Below are 18,035 nucleotides of genomic sequence, written 5' to 3' on the forward strand. Positions count from 1 at the left end.
GATGCTCCGTCCGATGCACCATGCACCGCCGGACGGCCACGCCGCGGGAAGGACCTCGACCAGACATGTCACGACTCTTCGGCACGGACGGGGTCCGCGGGGAAGCGAACTCCACCCTGACTGCGGATCTCGCCCTGGCGCTGTCGGAGGCGGCGTCCACAGTCCTCGCCTCACCGTCGGCGGGTTCGGTCCGTCCCGTGGCGGTGCTCGGGCGCGACCCCCGGGCCAGCGGCGAGATGCTCGAGGCGGCGGTGTGCGCGGGGCTTGCGGCCTCGGGCGTCGACGTCCTGCGCGTGGGTGTGGTCCCGACGCCGGCCGTCGCGTACCTCACCGCGGCCTACGAGGCCGACATGGGCGTGATGATCTCGGCGTCGCACAATCCGATGCCGGACAACGGCATCAAGATCTTCGGCCGCGGCGGCCACAAGCTCGACGACGCGGTGGAGGATCGGATCGAGCAGCTGCTGCGCCCGGGCAGCGAGGCGCAGCGCCGTGCCTACCGGCCGACGGGTGCGGCGATCGGCCGCGTGCGGAGCGCCCCTGAGGCGCTCGACCGCTACCTGCAGCACCTCGCGGCGGCGTCGGACACGCGCCTGGACGGTGTGACCGTGGTGGTCGACTGTGCCAATGGTGCCGCCCACCGGGCCGCGCCCCTGGCCTACAAGGCGGCGGGCGCGAAGGTCGTGGCCATCAACGACGAGCCCGACGGCATCAACATCAACGACCGGTGCGGATCGACTCACTTGGACGACGTGCGCCGTGCGGTGGTGGAGCAGGGGGCCGACCTCGGCCTGGCCCACGACGGCGACGCGGACCGCTGCCTCGCGGTGGACGCGGAAGGCAACGTGGTCGACGGCGACGTGATCATGGCGATCTTGGCGGTGGCGATGCGCGAGGCCGGGGAGCTGTCGGAGGACACCCTGGTGGCCACGGTGATGAGCAACCTCGGCCTGCACCTGGGGATGCAGGCGGCCGGGATCACGGTGCGCACGACCGCGGTGGGCGATAGATACGTGCTGGAGGAACTGCGGCGCGGGAGCTACAGCCTGGGCGGAGAGCAGTCGGGGCACGTGGTGCTGCCGGACCACGGCACCACCGGCGACGGCGTGCTGACCGGGCTCAGGCTGATGGCGCGCATGGCCGGGACCGGCCGCACACTGGCCGAGCTGACGAAGGTGATGACGGTCCTTCCGCAAGTTCTCGTGAACGTGCGCGTCGAGGACAAGAAGGCCGTGGCCGATTCCGCTTCCGTCGGTGAGGCGGTGCGTCTTGCCGAGGCGGAGCTGGCGGGACGCGGTAGGGTGCTGCTGCGGCCGTCGGGGACCGAGCCGCTGGTCCGGGTCATGGTCGAGGCCGAGGATATCGCCGTGGCCCGCAAGCTCGCGGACACGCTGTCGGACGCGGTGTCCGGAGTGTAGATGGAACGCGGGCCGGTTACCGGGGTGTCGCGCGGGGGCGCGAGGAGATCCGCGGCGACGGTCGGCACGGAATGCACGGGGGACTCATGGGGGAATCCGGGGCGGCGGAACGCCGCGGGCGGTTGTGCGTGGACCACGCGGAGGTCGACGCGGTCCTTCGTGCGCTCGGCGCGAGCGCGTCGGACGCCTATACGGCGGCGGGGGCGATCTCGCAGGCCGCTGGGCAGGGCGTTGCGGATGGCGGTGGTGATCCTGCGGTGGCGCAGGTCGACGCCGCATTGCGGCGGTGGCTTGATGGTGTCCACCGGGGCGTACTGGATTGGGCGGCGACGCTCGACGCGTGCGCGCAGCACGTCCGCCGCACGGCCGGTGCCGCGGCCGACGCGGATGCGGAGGTCGCCGCGCGGCTCCGGTCCTGGAGCCCCACCGCGCCCGGCGGCGCCCCAGAGCCGCTGTGACGTCGCGGGCCCTTCCCTCAGGGTGGGAGCACCTCGTCGCGGACGGCGACGCGGCCCGGCGCGCGGACAGATCGCACAGCGCCGGGTCCGGCGAGGATGCAGGCCTGCGCGAGCTCTGGGAGCGTGCGGCGGGCGCCGACCCCTCGGAGCTTCGGCGGCGTGCCGACTGGTGCGACGCGCGAGCGGCCGACATCGACGGCCTCGCGGACTCCGGCCGCGCCCTCCCGGCGGGGGTGCTCCGGGCGCTGGGCAGCGGCGCGGAGACGCCGGCGCGCGGCGTGGAGGATGCGCTGCACGTGCTCGGCCACCACGCCGATGCGCTGCGGAACGCCGCCGCGGCCCTGCGTGCGGGAGCGGGGGCCGTGGACACGGTGCGCGCGCGGCACGTGAACGCGCTTGCGGCCATGGCGGGTCTCGCCGTGGGAGCGGGCCGGGACGCCTCAGCTCCCGATGATCTGCAGGCGGCGTTCTCCCGTTCGTGCTCGCAGACCGCAGCGTCGATGCGCCGGATCGAACACGCGCTGTCCGAGGCTCTCGACGAAGGCCGGTTTGCGGGGGGCTCCCGTGTTTGAGCAGCGTTTCGATCACATCTGCGAGGACCACGCTCAGGCGATGGATGCGATCGAGCAGAAGATCCGGGAGGTCGTGGCCAGGCGGAACGGAGGCCTCGCCGATGCGGGCACGGACCCCGCGGCGAGGCGGTCGCCGGCGTCCGTTGCGGCGGACGGGATCGACGCCTCCTTGCACGGGGCCGCCGGCGGTGCGCGGCGCGGGCCCGCACCGTCCCCGCCCGTGCAGTCCCCGCCGGGGCAGCCCGCGCCGGCGGGGCCGCCTTCTCCGCAGTCCCCGGAGGGGCGACGGCCGGATGCGCGCGTGCCCGTGCCTATGGGGCAGGAGTCGATCGGGCCCACACCGGGGCTGGAGCGCGCGGCGGACACGGCACCGTGGCCGGAGCGCGATGGGGAGGCGCGGCGCGGCGCGGCGTTCCTCGACCCGCGCTGGAACTCGGACCTGCCCTGGCAGTGATCCTGGTCAGCGCCCGGTCAGGGCGCCGAGCACACGTGCGCGGGTACTCGGCGCGGCCGGGTCGACGGGCTCGTCTGCGACAGCGGCGGTGCCGGGCAGCACGGTCGCTTCATCCCTGAACACCGCGTGCTCCTTGCTGTCGGCGAGCGTGGCCAGCAGGAAACCCGTCAAGCATGCGCGCGTGGTGGCCTGCAGGTGCTTGTCTGAGCCCGCCATGCCGAAGAACGAGGCGAGCCTGCGGTCCTCCACGATCGTGCCGTCCTCCGCGGCGGCGACGATGCGGGTGGTGACGGAGCCGCCCAGGGCGGCGGCCAGCGCGGTGGACTCGGCGGACGCCAGGCCGTCGGGGCCGGGCTCGGACAGCACCAGGGTGGGGGCCTCCACCAGGCCGGCCGACGGCAGTGCGGACGGGCTCGTCGGCGCCGCGAACAGCGTGGCGACAGCGGCGACGGGCTTGCGTGCGCGGGGGTCGAACGGCTGCGCACGCTTGGACTTGCGGCCTGACCGGCCGCGTGGCGGCTCCTCAGCGTCCGAGGCCCGGCCCTGACCGTCGGCTGCGCCGTGGCCGCCCGCGGCCAGGACGGCCGCGCCGGCGCCGAAACCGTGCCCCGTCATGGCCACCTTGGCCGGGTGCACGCTGATCCGGCCGGGGCCCAGCCGCACGCTGGTGGCGATGTCCGCGGCGGTGCCGAGGTCCTGGGCGAAGGACCGGGCGGACGGGACTGGCCCGCGTTCGGACGCCGGGGCCACGACCACGAACCCCCAGGAGGCCAGGTGCGCGAGAGTATCGAGGTACCGGCGCGGGGGTGTGAGCCAATCGTGCCCGAACACCACCGCGGGCAGCCCGAAGCCGGATTCGGGGGTGCACACGACGCCCGGCAGCCCGGCGAATGCCAGGTCTCCGCGCAGCACGCGGTGCGGGCCGCGCCGGGACAGGGAGCGTGCCAGGGACTTCGGTTTGGGTGCCACGTGACGACGGTAACCGATCGTAGGTGCCCTGTCGGGACGGCTGCCGTTATCCGCCGCCGCGGGCACGGCGGCGCGGCACGTATCCTTGTGAACTATGTGCGGAATCGTGGGGTACGTGGGTGCCAAGCCCGCCCTCGGAGTGGTCGTGGAGGCGCTCCGGCGGATGGAGTATCGGGGTTACGACTCGGCCGGGGTGGCGATCCTGGACGGGGACGGAAGCCTGGCCGTGGAGCGGCGGGCGGGCCGGTTGGCCAACCTGGAAGGCGCGCTGGCGGAGGCCGGCGACGGCGTCTTCGCCGGGCACGCCGGCATCGGGCACACCCGGTGGGCCACGCACGGGCGGCCCACCGACCGGAACGCCCATCCGCACACCGACGCCTCCGGGTGCTTCGCTGTGGTGCACAACGGGATCATCGAGAACTTCGCCGCCCTGCGCGGTGAGCTCGAGGACCTGGGCGTGGACCTGGGCAGCGACACCGACACCGAGGTGGCGGCGCACATGATCGCCATCGAGTACGCGGACGGCCCGCACGCGGGCGACTTCGTCGGCAGCGCGCTCGCGGTGCTGCGGCGGCTGGAGGGGGCGTTCACGCTGGTGTTCACCCACGCCGGCGACCCGGACACCATCGTGGCCGCCCGTAGGTCCACGCCGCTGGTGGTGGGCGTCGGCGAGGGCGAGATGTTCATCGGGTCCGATGTGGCCGCGTTCATCGAGCACACCCGAGAGGCCGTGGAACTGGGCCAGGATCAGGCCGTGGTCATCACCGCGGACGGCTACGAGGTCACCGATTTCCACGGCGCGGACGCGACGGATCGCACCCGGCCGTTCACCATCGACTGGGACCTGGACGCCGCCGAGAAGGGCGGCCACGAATACTTCATGCTCAAGGAGATCCAGGAGCAGCCGGCCGCCGTCGCGGACACCCTCCGCGGGCACTTCATCGACGGCCGGATCGTGCTGGACGAGCAGCGGCTGTCCGACCAGGAGTTGCGCGACGTCGACAAGGTCTTCGTCGTGGCCTGCGGCACCGCCTACCACTCGGGCCTGGTGGCCAAGTACGCCATCGAGCATTGGACCCGCCTGCCCGTCGAGGTCGAGCTGGCCAGCGAGTTCCGGTACCGCGATCCGGTCCTCGACCGTTCCACGCTGGTGGTGGCCATCTCGCAGTCGGGCGAGACGGCCGACACCCTCGAGGCCGTGCGGCATGCGAAAGACCAGAAGGCCCGCGTGCTGGCGGTGTGCAACACCAACGGCGCGCAGATCCCGCGTGAGGCGGACGCTGTGCTCTACACGCGCGCCGGGCCGGAGATCGGCGTCGCCTCCACCAAGTGCTTCCTGGCGCAGCTGGCCGCGAACTACCTGGTGGGTCTCGCCCTCGCGCAGGCGCGCGGCACCAAGTATCAGGACGAGGTGGCGCGCGAGTACGAGGCGCTCGAGGCGATGCCCGCGCTGATCGAACGGGTGCTGCAGACGGTCGAGCCCGTGCGTCGACTCGGCCGCGACATCGCGCAGGCGCCGGCGGTGCTGTTCGTCGGCCGGCACGTGGGCTACCCGGTGGCGCTCGAGGGCGCGCTCAAGCTCAAGGAGCTCGCCTACATGCACGCGGAGGGGTTCGCCGCGGGCGAGCTCAAGCACGGCCCCATCGCGTTGCTGGAGGACGGACTGCCGGTGTTCGTCGTCATGCCCTCGCCCAAGGGGCGGGCGCTTCTGCACTCGAAGATGCTCAGCAACATTCGCGAGATCCAGGCGCGCGGGGCGCGCACGCTGGTGATCGCGGAAGAGGGCGACGACACTGTGCGGCCGTACGCCGACCATCTCATCGAGATCCCGCCGTCGGCGACGCTCCTGCAGCCGCTGCTGTCGACGGTGCCGCTGCAGGTGTTCGCCGCCGAGGTGGCGAAGGCGCGCGGCTACGACGTGGACAAGCCGCGCAACCTGGCGAAGTCGGTGACGGTGGAGTAGCAGTTCGGCAGGGCATTGAGGAGCTGCCGTGAGGAGGCGCTGACCGATGCGCGAGTTCCATGGCGTCGACGCGGTGCGCGCGGCGGAGGCGCCGCTGCTGGCGTCGTTGCCCGAGGGCACCCTGATGCGGCGGGCGGCCTACGGGCTGGCGCGCATTGCGGCGGCGGAGCTGGCGCGGTGCCGCGGCGGCGTCGTCGGCCGGTCGGTGCTCGTGCTCGCCGGATCCGGGGACAACGGCGGTGACGCGCTGTTCGCCGGCGCAGATCTGCGCCGGCGTGGTGCTGCCGTGACCGCCGTGCTGATGAAGCCGGAGCGGGCGCACACGGCGGGCCTGGCGGATCTGCGCGCGGCCGGCGGCGTCGCGGTGGCGGCCGAGGACGTGCTCGCCGGCCGCGTGCGAGGATTCACGGCCGCGTACGTCGCAGTCCCCGACCTGGTCATCGACGGCATCGTGGGCATCTCCGGCCGCCCCGGGCTCCGGCCCGACGCCGCGGAGCTCGTCGCGCGCCTCGAGGCCGCGGCACGGCGGCCGGTGTTCGTCGCGGCGGATCTGCCCAGCGGCGTGGACCCCGAGACGGGGGCGACGGACGGCCCGGCGGTGCGGGCGGATGTCACCGCGGCCTTCGGCGCGTGCAAGCCGGTGCACGTGTTGGGTGCGCGCTGGTGCGGACGGGTGGAGCCGGTGCCCATCGGGCTCACGCTCGGCGCGCCGGAACTGCGGCAGTGCGAGGACGTCGATGCCGGCCGCCACTGGCCGGTGCCGGGGGCGGACGACGACAAATACTCCGGCGGGGTGCTCGGCGTTGTCGCCGGCTCGCAGAAGTATCCGGGGGCGGCGGTGCTCTGTGCGGGGTCTGCCGTGGCGGCGACGTCGGCGATGGTGCGTTACGCGGGGGGCGCTGCGGACCGGGTGCTGGCGGCCTGGCCCGAGGTCGTCGCGACCGCCACGATCGGCGAGGCGGGCCGCGTGCAGGCGTGGGCGGCCGGCCCGGGAGGCGGTGTCGACGACGCGGCGGAGCGGCGGCTGCAGGGCATTCTGGCGACGGACGTGCCGGTGATCGTCGACGCCGACGGCCTCACGATCCTGGCGCGGCACCACGAGTGGGTGCGGGAGCGGTCGGCGCCGACGGTGCTGACGCCGCACGCGGGCGAGTTCGCGCGGCTGACCGGCAGTCCCGTGCCGGCGGACCGGCTCGCCGCGGTGCGGACGCTGGCGGCCGATCTGGGCGCCACGGTGCTGCTCAAGGGCAACGTCACGCTAATCAGTGAGCCCGGCCGCGTGGCGTACGCCGAGCATTCGGGGCACGCGTGGGCGGCGACGGCCGGCTCGGGCGATGTGCTCACCGGCATCGTCGGGGCGCTGCTCGCGGCGGGGCTGGATCCGGCGTTCGCGTGCGCGGCGGCGGCCCGGGTGCACTCGACCGCGGCGGGGCTGGCGGCGCAGGGGGCCGGCGCTGTGAGTAAGGAGGGGCCCGGCGCGCCCGTGTCGGCCTCGGCGGTGCTGGGGCAGGTGCGCGCGGCGGTGCGCGCTGTGCGTTCGTAGCGAAGCACTCGGGCTACGGGGGATCCCTTCGTCTGCGGGACGGAGCAAATGTGACCGTCTGGCCCTTGCGCTCATCAAAAACATAACTAGAGTATGTAAAGGAGAGTATTCAGATACTTGGTGACTCCGGTTTGGGCGTGCAGCCAGGTACCCGCTCGTATTACCGGGGTGGCGGGCACCGTGCAGGTGCCGTCGGTGCCCGGATGGTGTGCGATGCGACGCTCGTGGCGACGAGAACCTAGCGGCGGATCCGAGCCGCGGCCCGCGGCAGGACACGGAGCCGGCTGAAGGGAGGTGATTCCCGTGACGAGCACCGTCACGCGCTCCGGCGGCCTGCCGCAACCGGCCGTGCAGCGCGCGGAAGTTCCGGCGGGGACGCTCCGTTCGGTCGCGGCCGTGCCGGCCGCCGCTGTGCCGCGCGACCGGTGGCGGCGGCGATACATCCGCAAACTTGCGGTCACCGACCTGGCCGTCGTCACGGCATCGGTGGTGGCGGGGCAGGCGGCGTACCGGGTGACGGACAGTGCGGCCGGCGCGGGCGACCAGTGGCCGGTGCACACCGCAGCTTCGATGTGCATCGTGGTGGTCTGGTCCGCGTTGCTGTCCTGGGCGCAGGCGCGGGAGCCGAGCGTGGTCTCCGTCGGCGCCGAGGAGTATCAGCGGGTGTTCGATGCGACGCTGCGGGCGTTCGGTTTCCTCGGCGTGCTCGCGTTGGTTCTGCGGCTCGATTCTGCGCGCATGTTCCTGCTCGTGTCCTTGCCGGCGGGCCTGGCCGGGATCATCATCAGCCGCTGGCTGTGGCGACGATGGCTCGACCGTCAACATGCGCGCGGCCGCTGCGTCACCCGGGTCGTAGTGCTCGGTGAGAGGCGCGCGGCGGCGTCGATGGCCGTCGGCTTCGCCCAGGACGGCGCGCATGCCTACCGGGTCGTCGGCGTGTGCATTCCCGGCGTGGGAGGACCCCCGGCCCATACCGCGGGGTCCCGCGACGGCGCGACGATCACGGACGACGGCGCGGGGGCGGTCGAGGGCGACGCACTCCCGGTTCCCGTGTTCGGCGACGAGCGGTCGGTCTCCACGGCCATCGCCGCGACGGGCGCGGACACGGTGGCCGTGACCGCGACCGAACGGCTGGGCGACGAATGGATGCGCGAACTCGCCTGGGAGCTGGCCGACGCCGGCGTCGACCTCGCCGTCTGCCCCGGCGTCGGCGAGATCGCCCGTCCGCGGCTGACGATCTCGTCGGCCGCCGACGTGCCGCTGGTCCATGTCGGTGAGCCGCAGTACCGCGGAGCCAACAGACTGGGGAAGATGACCGTCGACCGCGTCGGCGCGGGCGTGGCGCTCGTGTTGCTGTCGCCGGTGTTCGCCCTGTGCGCCCTGGCGGTGGGGACGACGTCGCGCGGCCCGGTGTTCTACGTGGCAGAACGGATCGGGATCAACGGCGTCCCGTTCGCGATGATCAAGTTCCGATCGATGGTCGCGGGTGCGGACAGGCTCGTCGCGTCGTTGGCGGACGGGAACGACGGGGCGGGGCCGCTGTTCAAGCTGCACGATGATCCCCGCGTGACCCGGGTGGGCCGGCTCCTGCGGCGCTACAGCCTGGACGAGTTGCCGCAGCTGTTCAACGTCCTGCGCGGGGAGATGAGCCTGGTGGGGCCCCGGCCTCCGCTGCGCTGCGAGGTGGAGGGCTACTCCGGAGCAGTGCGCCGGAGGCTGCTGGTGCGGCCCGGCATCACCGGCCTGTGGCAGGTGAGCGGGAGATCCGATCTGCCATGGGACGAGGCCGTGCGACTCGACCTGTCCTACGTCGAGAACTGGTCGTTCATGGGCGACGCGGCCATCGTCTGGAAGACTCTCCGCGCGGTTCTAACGGGGTCCGGGGCATACTGAGACACGTCGGCGAGCGCGGCCGTCCGGATCGCCGGCCGCCCTATGCGTGCACACCGATGCCGCCGACGATCCACCGACCGTCCAGCGCCGGGTACGCCCGCTGGAGTTCCGGCAACAGGTCGGGCACGGTCAGCAGGATCCGGTCGGGGTCCGCCGCGGCCAGCTCGTCCGGCGCGATGATCGGCACGTCGGTGCCGGGCATGCGCCTGCCGCGTTTGGCGGGGGAGACGTCGGCGACGGCGTGCAGAACGGTGCGGTCCACGCCCGCCCGGTAAAGCTGCGCGACCGACCGTGACGATGCCCCGTAGGCGCACACGCGCCGGCCGGCGCGGGCGAGGCGGTGCAGAAGCGCCCGGAGGGCGGCGGCGTCGTCGTCCGCGGAGTGTTGCAGCAGCCCCAGCGTCCCCGGATCCGCCACGGCGGCGGCATTCTCGGCCGCGAGGATCCGCGCCACGGAGGGGGCGCCGTGCGGATCCGCGCCGTGGCGGATCGCGGCGAGCACCGTCCCCCCATAGAGGTCGAACTCCCACGCCTGTGCCACGTGCATGCCGACGGCGGCGAGGAGTTCCGTGAGGGCGGTGAGGCTGTAGTAGGCGAAGTGCCCGTGCCGCAGCGCGTTCCACTGCCCCTGCGCCACGATGGCGCCTAGCGAGTGGAACTGCAGAAACAGTGTGCCGTCGGGGGCGGTCGCCGCGCGGCGGCGTGCGGCGGCCGCGCGCTGGTCGGCCTCGTGCATCATGCCGAAGCTGTCGAGGACGACGTCCGCGGGAGCGGCCGTGCCGGGGTCGCTCTGATGCGTGCAGAAGCCGCGTCCGGCCAGCAGACCCAGCCAGCTGCCGCCGTGCGGACTCGCGAACTCCCGGACCGTGCCACGGGTGTCGAGCCATCCGTCCCGGGCCAGGGTCCGCACCGCCTCGTGCGCCTGATCGCGTAGCGCCTGCGGCTCCACACCCCGGGGCTCTTCCGGCGCGGTGGCGTCGGCGTCGAGCTGGGCCAGGCCGCACTTGCGGCACACCGTCATCGCCAGGGGATACAGGGGATCATGGGCGCACAGCGGCCCGTCCGCCGGGGGAAAATGGTCGGCGGCCGGCACCGATCCGAGGTCGAGCACCGTGACGAGCGCACGGCCTCCGCAACCGCGGCACGCGCGGGGGGCCGGCGCCGATTCAGTCGTGGTCGATCCTGCTGGTTTCCACATGTGCGTCACCGCGATTCTGCGATCATGGTGTGGTGCAGGTGGAGACGACCCGGCTCGCCGACGTGCTCACGTTCCTTCCGACTCCGGCGCGGGATGAACGCGGGTTGTTCACGCGCACATTCGACGCGCGCGAATTCGACGCGGCCGTCGCGTCGCACTGCAGCGGGTCTGCGCGACAGGTGGTGTCGGCTTCCTTCGTGCAGGATTCGCAGTCGCGGTCCGGGCGCGGGGTTATCCGGGGGATGCACGGGCGCTCCGGGCGGGGCGAGGCCAAGCTGGTGCGGTGCGCGCGCGGCGCTGTGCACGACGTCCTCGTCGACATTCGCCCGGACTCGGTCACCTTCGGGGCGCAGCAGTCGTTCCTCCTCGACGACGTCGCATTCCGGCACCTGTATGTGCCGCCCGGCTTCCTGCACGGCTTCCAGGCGACCAGCGACGCGGCCGACGTGTGTTACCGCATCGACCGCGAGCACGACCCGGACGAGGACATCGGCATCGCGTACGACGATCCCGACCTGGCCATCGACTGGCCGCTGCCGGTGACGGTGGTCAGTGCCCGGGATGCGGCGGCGGGCGGTTTCGCCGCACTTCTGGCGGGCCTTCGGGAACGGTGACCGCGGCCGTGCCGGTGCGGACCGGCGCTCAGGCGCTGCGGACATGGGGTTCTCCGGCTCGGCGAGGCGCCCCGGCACGCGCAGTGCCGCGCCGGAGCGGACGGAGCTCGGCGTCGACGAGCCCGTCCTCTTGCAGGATGCGTAGCCGCGCCAGGCGGGTGAAGCGCAGCCGGAAGTCGTCGTCGGTGGGCGCGGCCGCGCGATACGCGCGGTAGAGCTCGTCCGCCCCGTCCGCGACCGTCCACACCGCCCGGTAGCCGGGGAACGCGCGTCGGATGGCGGAGAAGTCCACGCGGTATGACCGCTCGTCCGCGCCTGTCTGCCCGGTGATGTCGACCTTCGCGCCCGGCACGATTTCCGCCACGGCTCCGGCGATCTGCGCCACGGTGACGTTGTTCTGTTCGTCGCCCACATTGAACGCCGCGCTGCGCACGGCGGCAGCGGGGGCGGTCAGAGCCCGTGCGAACGCCTCCGCGATGTCGAGCGCGTGCACCATCGGGCGCCACGGCGTTCCGTCGGAGAGGACCAGCACGCGGCCGGTGGTGAATGCGGACGCGACGAGGTTGTTGAGCACGATGTCGGCCCGAAGGCGGGGGGAGAAGCCGAAGGCGGTGGCGTTGCGGAGAAACACGGGACAGAAGCCGGAATCGGCGAGACGGGCGAGGTCGTCCTCGACCCGTACCTTGCTCACCGCGTAGGGGGTCAGCGGACGCAGCGGCGCCCCCTCGGCGACCAGCCCGTCGCCGGCGGCGCCGTAGACCGAGCAGGTGGAGGCGTAGAGGAATCTGCTGACGCCGGCGCGCTTGGCGAGCTCGGCGAGGCGCACCGACGCGTGATGGTTGATCGCGTGGGTGATCTCCGGCGCGAGCGATCCCAGGGGGTCGTTGGACAGCGCCGCCAGATGCACGACGGCGTCGAAGCCGGCGAGGTGGTCGACGGTGACGTCGCGGATGTCCACGGCGGTTCCCGGCGGGTCCGCGGGGGCGGGCCCCAGGAGGCAGTCCGCGAAGAGCCCGGAATCCAGGCCGCGGACATCGTGTCCCACGGCCTGCAGCACGGGCACCATGACCGTGCCGAGATACCCCTGGTGGCCGGTGACGAGTACGCGCATTACCTCACTCCTCGGATGGCGACGCGGGACGAGGGCCGGCGGCGAGGTCGACGATCGCCTTGTCGATGGTGAACGCTTCGGCGTGGACGGCGCGGCACTGCACGCCGCGCAGTCGCGAAAGGGCGAGGAAGGCCGATTCGTCGAACCAGTCCCTGCCGTGCTGCGAGGGGTAGGACTCGAACAGGATCCGCGCCTTGTCTTTGGCCTGTTCGGGGGTCAACGGCTGGTAGGCCGCCGGCCGGGGGGTGTCCGCCTCCCATTTGAGCACTTCGTAACCGAGCACCAGGTGGTCGCGGAACTCGGTGGGGACGATCGCCGCCAGCAGCCGGTGGTCCTGATGCGCGTCGTCGCGCTGCGGGGCGAACACGATGTCGGGCCGCGTCGCGGCTGCGAACCGCGCCACCGCGGACTTGACTGCTCCCCAGTGCGCGGGTGTGTGTCCGTCGGGCAGGTCCAGCACGGTCAGCCCGACGTCGGCTCCGGGGCACAGCGCCTCGAGCGCCGCACGCTCTTCTTCGGCGCGCACCGTACCGGCGCCGCAGAGCACGAGCGCGCGTACCCGGAGCGGGGCGCGGCCGTGGCCCGCCGCGTTCTCGGTGCCCGCGGCGAGAGTGAGCAGTGTGCCGCCCGCGCCGATCCCGATGTCGTCGCAGTGTGCTCCCAGCACGGCGACCTCGCGAGGTGCCCCCGCGCCCAGCGTGATCATGCGAGTGCCGGCTCCGGTGCGGGCGCGGCTGCCGACTCGGCGGCGCGTTCCCACACCATCCACGGGCGGTCGCCCCGGTGGTACGCGGCGTCCAGTTCCGCGCGCTCTTTGAATGTGTCGGCCGGCTTCCAGAAGCCGTCGTAGTGGTAGCCGAACAGGCGGCGTTGCGCGGCAAGCGCCATGCAGGCGTCACCCACGAGGTCTCCGCCGGCGGGGAGATTGTCGAACACCTCCGGGGTGAGCACGAAGTACCCGCCGTTCTCGTAGACGGGGAACCGGCTGACGGGGGTGATGGCGGTGACGAGGCCCGCGTTGTCGGTGTCGACGCAGTGGAAGGACGACTGCGGCGGGACGATGAGCATCGACGCGGCCGCGCCGGACGCGTCGAAGCGGTCCACCATCCGATCCAACGGTGCGTCGGTGAGGACGTCGGCGTAGTTGGCGAGGAACATCCCGTCGCCGTCGAGGTATGGGCGGACACGCCTCAGTCGCTCGCCGATCGCGGACTCGAGCCCGGTGTCCACGAACGTGATCGACCATCCGTCCAGATCGGAGCTGAGCGTCTGCACCTGGCCGCCGTGCAGCGTGAAATCGCCTGCCGCGGTCTGCGAACAGGACAGGAAGTACTCCTTGATGCTGCGCGCGCCGTATCCGAGGCACAGGATGAACTCCGTGTGTCCGAAGTGCGCGTAGTACCGCATCACGTGCCAGATCAGCGGCCGCGGCCCCACCATCTGCAGGGGTTTGGGGACCTGGTCGTGGGCGCTGTTGCGCATCCTCATGCCGTAGCCTCCGCAGAACAATACGACCTTCATGGCGGGTGCCTCCTCGTTGTGGCGGGCTGCGGGTAGCGCTACAGCGCTGCGGCGTGCAGCGTGGGGAGTGGGAAGACGAGTTCGCCGCCCCAGTTCTTGATGTGTCGGAGTTGCTCGGTCAGTTCGGGTTCGAGGTTCCAGGGCAGGGCGAGGACGACGTCCGGACGGTCGTGATCGATTTGCGCCGGGTCGAGGATCGGAATCCGCATGCCAGGGGTGAAGCGGCCGTGCTTGTACGGGTTGCGGTCCACGGTGTAGCTGAGCAGGTCGGTGCGGATGCCGCAGTAGTTGAGCAACGTGTTGCCCTTTCCGGGGGCGCCGTAGCCCACCACGGTCTTCCCCCGGGACCGGCAGTCGAGAAGGTAGTGCAGGACGGCGCGCCGCGTGCCCTCGGCGCGCGGCGCGAAATCGAGGTAACCGTCGATGTCGTGCAGCCCCGCCTGCTGCTCGGCGGCGAGGATCTCCGCGATGCGCGGGCTGGGATGGCGGCCGGCGGCCGCCGGCCGTGCCCAGATGCGGATGGAACCGCCGTGGGTGTCGATGAGCTTCGCGTCGACGACGGTGAGTCCCCCGGTCGCGAGCGCGGCGATCGCGGAGAAGAGCGTGTAATACTGGAAATGCTCGTGGTAGATGGTGTCGAACTGGCCGAGGCCGATCAGCTGCAGCGCGTGGTGCACCTCGATGCTCAGCCAGCCGTCGTCGTCCATGAGCGTCCGCAGCGCGGCGGTGAAGCCGATGATGTCGGGTACGTGCGCGTACACGTTGTTCGCCACGACGAGGTCCGCCGGCCCGTGCTCGCGGCGGATGCGGTGCGCGGTGTCCTCGTCGAGGAACGCGGTGACGGTGGGGACGCCGCGGGCGCGTGCCGCGTCGCCGACGTTCACCGACGGTTCGATTCCGAGGCAGGGGATGCCCGCCTTCACCGCGTGCTGCAGCAGATACCCGTCGTTGCTGGCGACCTCGACGATCAGCGAATCCCCGCCGAGGCCCAGCGTGGTCGTCGCCTCGTCGACGAATCGTCGTGCGTGCTCCACCCAGGAGTCCGCATAGGACGAGTAGTAGGCGTATTCGGTGAAGGTCTCCTCCGGCGTGACCAGGGCGGGTATCTGCAGCAGCAGGCACTCCTCGCACAGGCGCAGATGCAACGGATAGTTGCATTCGGGAAGATCCAGCTCCTCGGGGGTGAGGATCTTCTCGCACGGCGGGGTGGCGCCCAGATCGAGCACGCTGAGCATGCGGTCGGATCCGCAGAGTCGGCATTGCACGGCGTCATCCCTTCCCGAACGGCGGCGCAGTGACCGCCTCTCACCACTAGAACATACCGGAGGTATGCAAACAAGGTCCTTCGGGGAATTTGAGAACTCTAACCGGGGTGGCCTGGGCGGTCGGGTCGGCGGCGCGGGTCGGCGGCGCGACGCAGCGCGGGCGCCACCGGGCGTCCCCGGAGGAGTCCCGCGGTATCGCCGCGGTCGAGCGCTTCGCGGTAGACGCCGAGCGCCTCGCGGCAGGCGTCGACGGTGCGGTCGATCAACTCGTCCGTGTGCGCGGCGGAGGTGACGAACGACTGGCCGAGGACGCCGCGGGCCAGCATCTCCTGAAGGAAGAGCGTGCGGAATTCCTGGGAGGGCGCCCCGTCCGGCCCGCGGGTGACGAACACCAGGCAGGACGGCCGGCCGGCGGCCGAAACATATCGGGACAGGCCGGCATCCGCCGCCGCGTCGGCCACGCCGCCGGCGAGGCGGAGTCCGGCCCGCTCCATGGCGGCGACGGGGAGGTCGTCCTGATATGCCCGTACTACCGCGCGGAATGCCGCCAAACCCGTGGCCTCCGGCCCGTGGGTGGTGGAGAGCAGGAAGACGCGATCGCGGTCGGTGCGCAAGCCGCCGAGCTCCATCAGGCCGCGTTTGCCGGCGAGGGCGGAGACCGCGAAACCGTTGCCCATGGCCTTCCCCCAGCAGGACAGGTCGGGGGTCACGCCGTAGACGCCCTGCGCGCCATGCCGGGACCAGCGGAAGCCCGTGATGATCTCGTCGAAGATGAGCACCGCTCCGTGCTCGTCGCACAGCGCGCGCACACCCGCGAGGAATCCCGGGGCGGGCTCGGCCGCGGCGGTCGCGGCCTCGAGGATCACGCACGCGACGTCGTGCTGGTCGAGAGCCGACGCGAGCGAGGCGAGATCGTTGTACCGGAAGCGGACGGTCTGTGCGCGGGCGGCGTCCGGGATGCCGGCCGACATCGGTGTCGTGCCGATGAACCAGTCGTCGACGGAGAAGAAGGGCTGATCGCAGGCCGCGATCGTCTCCCTGCCGGTGGCGGCCCGCGCCAGGCGCACCGCCGCGGTGGTGACGTCGGAACCGTTCTTGGCGAATTTGACCATGTCGGCGCCGGGGACCAGGGCGAGGAAGTCCTCCGCGGCATCGAGTTCCAGGCGAGTCGGGCGGGTGAAGCAGGTGCCGCCCGACGCGGCGGCGCACACCGCTTCGACCACCGGCCGGTAGCCGTGCCCGAGGGTGACCGCGCGCAGTCCCATCCCGTACTCGATGAGCGCATTGCCGTCGGCGTCCCAAACCTGCGCACCGAGCCCGCGCACGATCACCGGCGCCATGGACTCGGGGTACTGGTCCTCGCCGCGGGCGTAGGTGTGGGCGCCGCCCGGGGTCACGTCCGCAAGCCGGTCCTGCAACGCGGCGGATCGGGTGAAGTCCGCTCTGGAAGTGCAATCGAGGGCTGTCATGTCGGTGCTCCCTTCGGCGGCGGACGATGCGGAAGCCGATGCGGTACGCGTTCCGTCAGTCTCTTAGTCTCTGCATCCACTTTAAACATACCCATGGTATTTGAATACAAGAAGTGACAGACTGTTGGTTGGTTGGCTGCGGCGACGCGAGTGACCGCACTCAGCTCCACCTCGGGAGGCGTGATGAACACATTCGGCGATCAGCTCAGTCGAATCCGCCGCAACTGGTGGATCGTGGCGGTGCTGGCGGTGGTTGGACTGGCGGCGGGGGTGGGGGCATCCCTGCTGCAACACACGACCTACACCGGCCGTGCGGCCCTGATCGTCTCGTCCAACGGACGTTCGCCCGACCAGGATGCGGTGCTGGTCCAGGGGTACGTGGACTACTTCAACGCCGACGGATACCAGCGCGAGATCCTCGCTGAGGCGGGGGTGCCGGCCGGAATCAAGGTGACCGCGAAGACTGCCGCTGCAAGCCCGATCATGCTCGTCGAAGCCACCGCGGGCGATGCCACGACAGCGGGGCAGGCGGCGACGCGGGTCGCCCAAGGATTCCGCACGAATATGAATGCGACCCGGGATTCCGGCACCGCCGAGGCCGCCGATGCGGTCAAGGCCCAGTTGGCCCAGGCGCAAGCCGCGGCCGCCGCCGATCCGAGTGCGGCGGCCGCCGCCGAGATCTCATCGCTGCAGAATCAGTTGCACTCGTTGCAGTCCGACCAGACGAACAAGCTCCAACTGCTACAGCCGGACGGCGGTGTGGCGAAGGCCGGTCCGCCGCTGGTCCGGAATGCCCTGTTCGGGTTTGTCGGCGGGATCCTTACCGGATGTCTTGCAGCACTGGCGTTCGCCGCAAAACGCAACCGTCTCGTGACTGCTACTGAAATCGCCGAGGTGACGGGGCTGGATATTCTCGCGAAGGTCCCGGACGGATCCGCTGATGATCCTGAACGCAGGAGAATCCTGCGCCGACTGGCCGCGGTCATCGCCACAGCGGGTCTTCCGGAGCGGTCGGTGATCGCGGTGATGGCCCCGGCGGGACGGGGCACTGCGGCCCGGTTGTCCAGAGACCTCTGTGAGGTTCTCCGCTCGGCCGGAGGGCAGGTGCAATTCGTGCGGGCCTGTGATGCAGGCGAGGTGACGGACCTGCATGGCGATTCGGGCGGGCGTGCATCGGGGGACCTTGGGCGGATGCAATTGCTAGGAGTCGCCGGAACAGCGGGCCGCGGCGCGGTGGACATCGGAAAGCGGGTCGAACGTCTTCGCGCCTCCGAGAACCTGACCGTGATCGATGCCTCGACAGCCGAGGATGCGGCATCCGCGTCGGCATTGTGCGTGGCCGTGGATACGGTGCTCGTAGTCGTCGAGCTCGATGAGGCACGGGCGGTCAACCTGGAGGAGTCGACGAATCTGCTGCGGCAGATGGGCGTGCCGATTCTGGGGGCGATATCGGTCGCCTCGGATCCCGGCCTCAATCGCCGGCAAGTGCGGTCGTGGCTCTCGGGACTCCGTTTCCGCCGGGAGCAGCGAGTGTCGACTACCGGAGACCGTGCTTCGCAGGCGTCCACAGCGACGGAGAGCGCGTGA

At 71.7% G+C, this 18,035-nt stretch carries 16 protein-coding genes; 9 read left to right on the forward strand and 7 right to left on the reverse strand.

Annotated features, from left to right (window positions below; genetic code table 11):
* The first annotated feature begins 65 nt into the window (after nt 1-65).
* The 4 genes from glmM (at nt 66) to FO059_RS03960 (ending at nt 2,902) form a co-directional block, all read left to right on the forward strand.
* Nucleotides 66-1,418, forward strand: coding sequence for a phosphoglucosamine mutase (gene glmM, locus FO059_RS03945; protein ID WP_143906545.1), 1,353 nt, complete (start codon nt 66-68; stop codon nt 1,416-1,418).
* A gap of 86 nt (nt 1,419-1,504) precedes the next feature.
* The gene (locus tag FO059_RS03950) at nt 1,505-1,876 is read left to right on the forward strand and encodes a hypothetical protein (RefSeq protein WP_143906547.1); all 372 of its coding nucleotides are present in this window, start codon (nt 1,505-1,507) and stop codon (nt 1,874-1,876) included.
* Nucleotides 1,873-2,448: a hypothetical protein gene (locus tag FO059_RS03955; RefSeq protein ID WP_143906549.1), complete on the forward strand. Its 576-nt coding sequence runs from the start codon at nt 1,873-1,875 to the stop codon at nt 2,446-2,448. Before FO059_RS03950 ends, FO059_RS03955 begins: the two co-directional genes overlap by 4 nt.
* Nucleotides 2,441-2,902 carry a hypothetical protein gene (locus tag FO059_RS03960; RefSeq protein ID WP_143906551.1) on the forward strand — a complete coding sequence of 154 codons (462 nt, stop codon included), beginning with the start codon at nt 2,441-2,443 and terminating at the stop codon, nt 2,900-2,902. The genes FO059_RS03955 and FO059_RS03960 overlap by 8 nt, the downstream gene beginning before the upstream one ends.
* A 6-nt stretch (nt 2,903-2,908) precedes the next feature.
* Here the strand turns inward: FO059_RS03960 and FO059_RS03965 are convergent, their stop codons facing one another.
* Nucleotides 2,909-3,871: a dienelactone hydrolase family protein gene (locus tag FO059_RS03965; RefSeq protein ID WP_143906553.1), complete on the reverse strand. Its 963-nt coding sequence runs from the start codon at nt 3,869-3,871 to the stop codon at nt 2,909-2,911.
* A gap of 94 nt (nt 3,872-3,965) precedes the next feature.
* Between FO059_RS03965 and glmS the strand changes: the two genes are divergently transcribed.
* The 3 genes from glmS (at nt 3,966) to FO059_RS03980 (ending at nt 9,270) form a co-directional block, all read left to right on the forward strand.
* A complete protein-coding gene (gene glmS, locus FO059_RS03970; RefSeq protein WP_143906555.1) occupies nt 3,966-5,834 on the forward strand; it encodes a glutamine--fructose-6-phosphate transaminase (isomerizing) in 1,869 nt (622 codons plus the stop codon).
* A 46-nt stretch (nt 5,835-5,880) separates the two neighbouring features.
* Nucleotides 5,881-7,377 (forward strand): bifunctional ADP-dependent NAD(P)H-hydrate dehydratase/NAD(P)H-hydrate epimerase, encoded by a 1,497-nt coding sequence (locus tag FO059_RS03975; protein WP_143906557.1) that lies wholly within the window; start codon nt 5,881-5,883, stop codon nt 7,375-7,377.
* Nucleotides 7,378-7,680: 303 nt separating this feature from the next.
* A complete protein-coding gene (locus tag FO059_RS03980; RefSeq protein WP_233267062.1) occupies nt 7,681-9,270 on the forward strand; it encodes a sugar transferase in 1,590 nt (529 codons plus the stop codon).
* A 40-nt stretch (nt 9,271-9,310) separates the two neighbouring features.
* Here FO059_RS03980 and FO059_RS03985 read toward each other — a convergent pair whose 3' ends face one another.
* Nucleotides 9,311-10,468, reverse strand: coding sequence for a class I SAM-dependent methyltransferase (locus FO059_RS03985; RefSeq protein ID WP_143906559.1), 1,158 nt, complete (start codon nt 10,466-10,468; stop codon nt 9,311-9,313).
* Between the two features lie 32 nt (nt 10,469-10,500).
* Here FO059_RS03985 and FO059_RS03990 point away from each other — a divergent pair, with 32 nt between their 5' ends.
* A complete protein-coding gene (locus tag FO059_RS03990; protein WP_143906561.1) occupies nt 10,501-11,082 on the forward strand; it encodes a dTDP-4-dehydrorhamnose 3,5-epimerase family protein in 582 nt (193 codons plus the stop codon).
* 28 nt (nt 11,083-11,110) lie between these two features.
* Here the strand turns inward: FO059_RS03990 and FO059_RS03995 are convergent, their stop codons facing one another.
* From FO059_RS03995 to FO059_RS04015, 5 genes are all read right to left on the reverse strand, one after another.
* On the reverse strand, nt 11,111-12,193 hold the full coding sequence (locus FO059_RS03995; protein WP_143906563.1) for an NAD-dependent epimerase/dehydratase family protein: 1,083 nt from the start codon (nt 12,191-12,193) through the stop codon (nt 11,111-11,113).
* Between the two features lie 4 nt (nt 12,194-12,197).
* On the reverse strand, nt 12,198-12,899 hold the full coding sequence (locus FO059_RS04000; protein WP_143906565.1) for a PIG-L deacetylase family protein: 702 nt from the start codon (nt 12,897-12,899) through the stop codon (nt 12,198-12,200).
* Nucleotides 12,896-13,714, reverse strand: a complete 819-nt coding sequence (locus FO059_RS04005; RefSeq protein ID WP_143906567.1) for a sugar phosphate nucleotidyltransferase — start codon at nt 13,712-13,714, stop codon at nt 12,896-12,898. The genes FO059_RS04000 and FO059_RS04005 overlap by 4 nt, the downstream gene beginning before the upstream one ends.
* Nucleotides 13,715-13,752: 38 nt before the next feature.
* The gene (locus FO059_RS04010; protein ID WP_143906569.1) at nt 13,753-14,979 is read right to left on the reverse strand and encodes a class I SAM-dependent methyltransferase; all 1,227 of its coding nucleotides are present in this window, start codon (nt 14,977-14,979) and stop codon (nt 13,753-13,755) included.
* A gap of 98 nt (nt 14,980-15,077) precedes the next feature.
* Nucleotides 15,078-16,448 (reverse strand): glutamate-1-semialdehyde 2,1-aminomutase, encoded by a 1,371-nt coding sequence (locus tag FO059_RS04015; protein ID WP_143906571.1) that lies wholly within the window; start codon nt 16,446-16,448, stop codon nt 15,078-15,080.
* A 183-nt stretch (nt 16,449-16,631) separates the two neighbouring features.
* Between FO059_RS04015 and FO059_RS04020 the strand changes: the two genes are divergently transcribed.
* Nucleotides 16,632-18,035 carry a YveK family protein gene (locus FO059_RS04020; RefSeq protein ID WP_143906573.1) on the forward strand — a complete coding sequence of 468 codons (1,404 nt, stop codon included), beginning with the start codon at nt 16,632-16,634 and terminating at the stop codon, nt 18,033-18,035.

Origin of the sequence: Tomitella fengzijianii, assembly GCF_007559025.1 — a bacterium.
GTDB lineage: Bacteria > Actinomycetota > Actinomycetes > Mycobacteriales > Mycobacteriaceae > Tomitella > Tomitella fengzijianii.

Bases quoted from the DNA above. Each gene is read 5' to 3' on its own strand.
- FO059_RS04015 (WP_143906571.1), bottom strand. From the start codon at position 16,448: ATGACAGCCCTCGATTGCACTTCCAGAGCGGACTTCACCCGATCCGCC.
- FO059_RS04020 (WP_143906573.1), top strand. From the start codon at position 16,632: ATGAACACATTCGGCGATCAGCTCAGTCGAATCCGCCGCAACTGGTGG.
- FO059_RS04005 (WP_143906567.1), bottom strand. From the start codon at position 13,714: ATGAAGGTCGTATTGTTCTGCGGAGGCTACGGCATGAGGATGCGCAAC.
- FO059_RS03985 (WP_143906559.1), bottom strand. From the start codon at position 10,468: ATGTGGAAACCAGCAGGATCGACCACGACTGAATCGGCGCCGGCCCCC.
- glmS (WP_143906555.1), top strand. From the start codon at position 3,966: ATGTGCGGAATCGTGGGGTACGTGGGTGCCAAGCCCGCCCTCGGAGTG.
- FO059_RS03975 (WP_143906557.1), top strand. From the start codon at position 5,881: ATGCGCGAGTTCCATGGCGTCGACGCGGTGCGCGCGGCGGAGGCGCCG.
- FO059_RS03995 (WP_143906563.1), bottom strand. From the start codon at position 12,193: ATGCGCGTACTCGTCACCGGCCACCAGGGGTATCTCGGCACGGTCATG.
- FO059_RS04000 (WP_143906565.1), bottom strand. From the start codon at position 12,899: ATGATCACGCTGGGCGCGGGGGCACCTCGCGAGGTCGCCGTGCTGGGA.
- FO059_RS03950 (WP_143906547.1), top strand. From the start codon at position 1,505: ATGGGGGAATCCGGGGCGGCGGAACGCCGCGGGCGGTTGTGCGTGGAC.
- glmM (WP_143906545.1), top strand. From the start codon at position 66: ATGTCACGACTCTTCGGCACGGACGGGGTCCGCGGGGAAGCGAACTCC.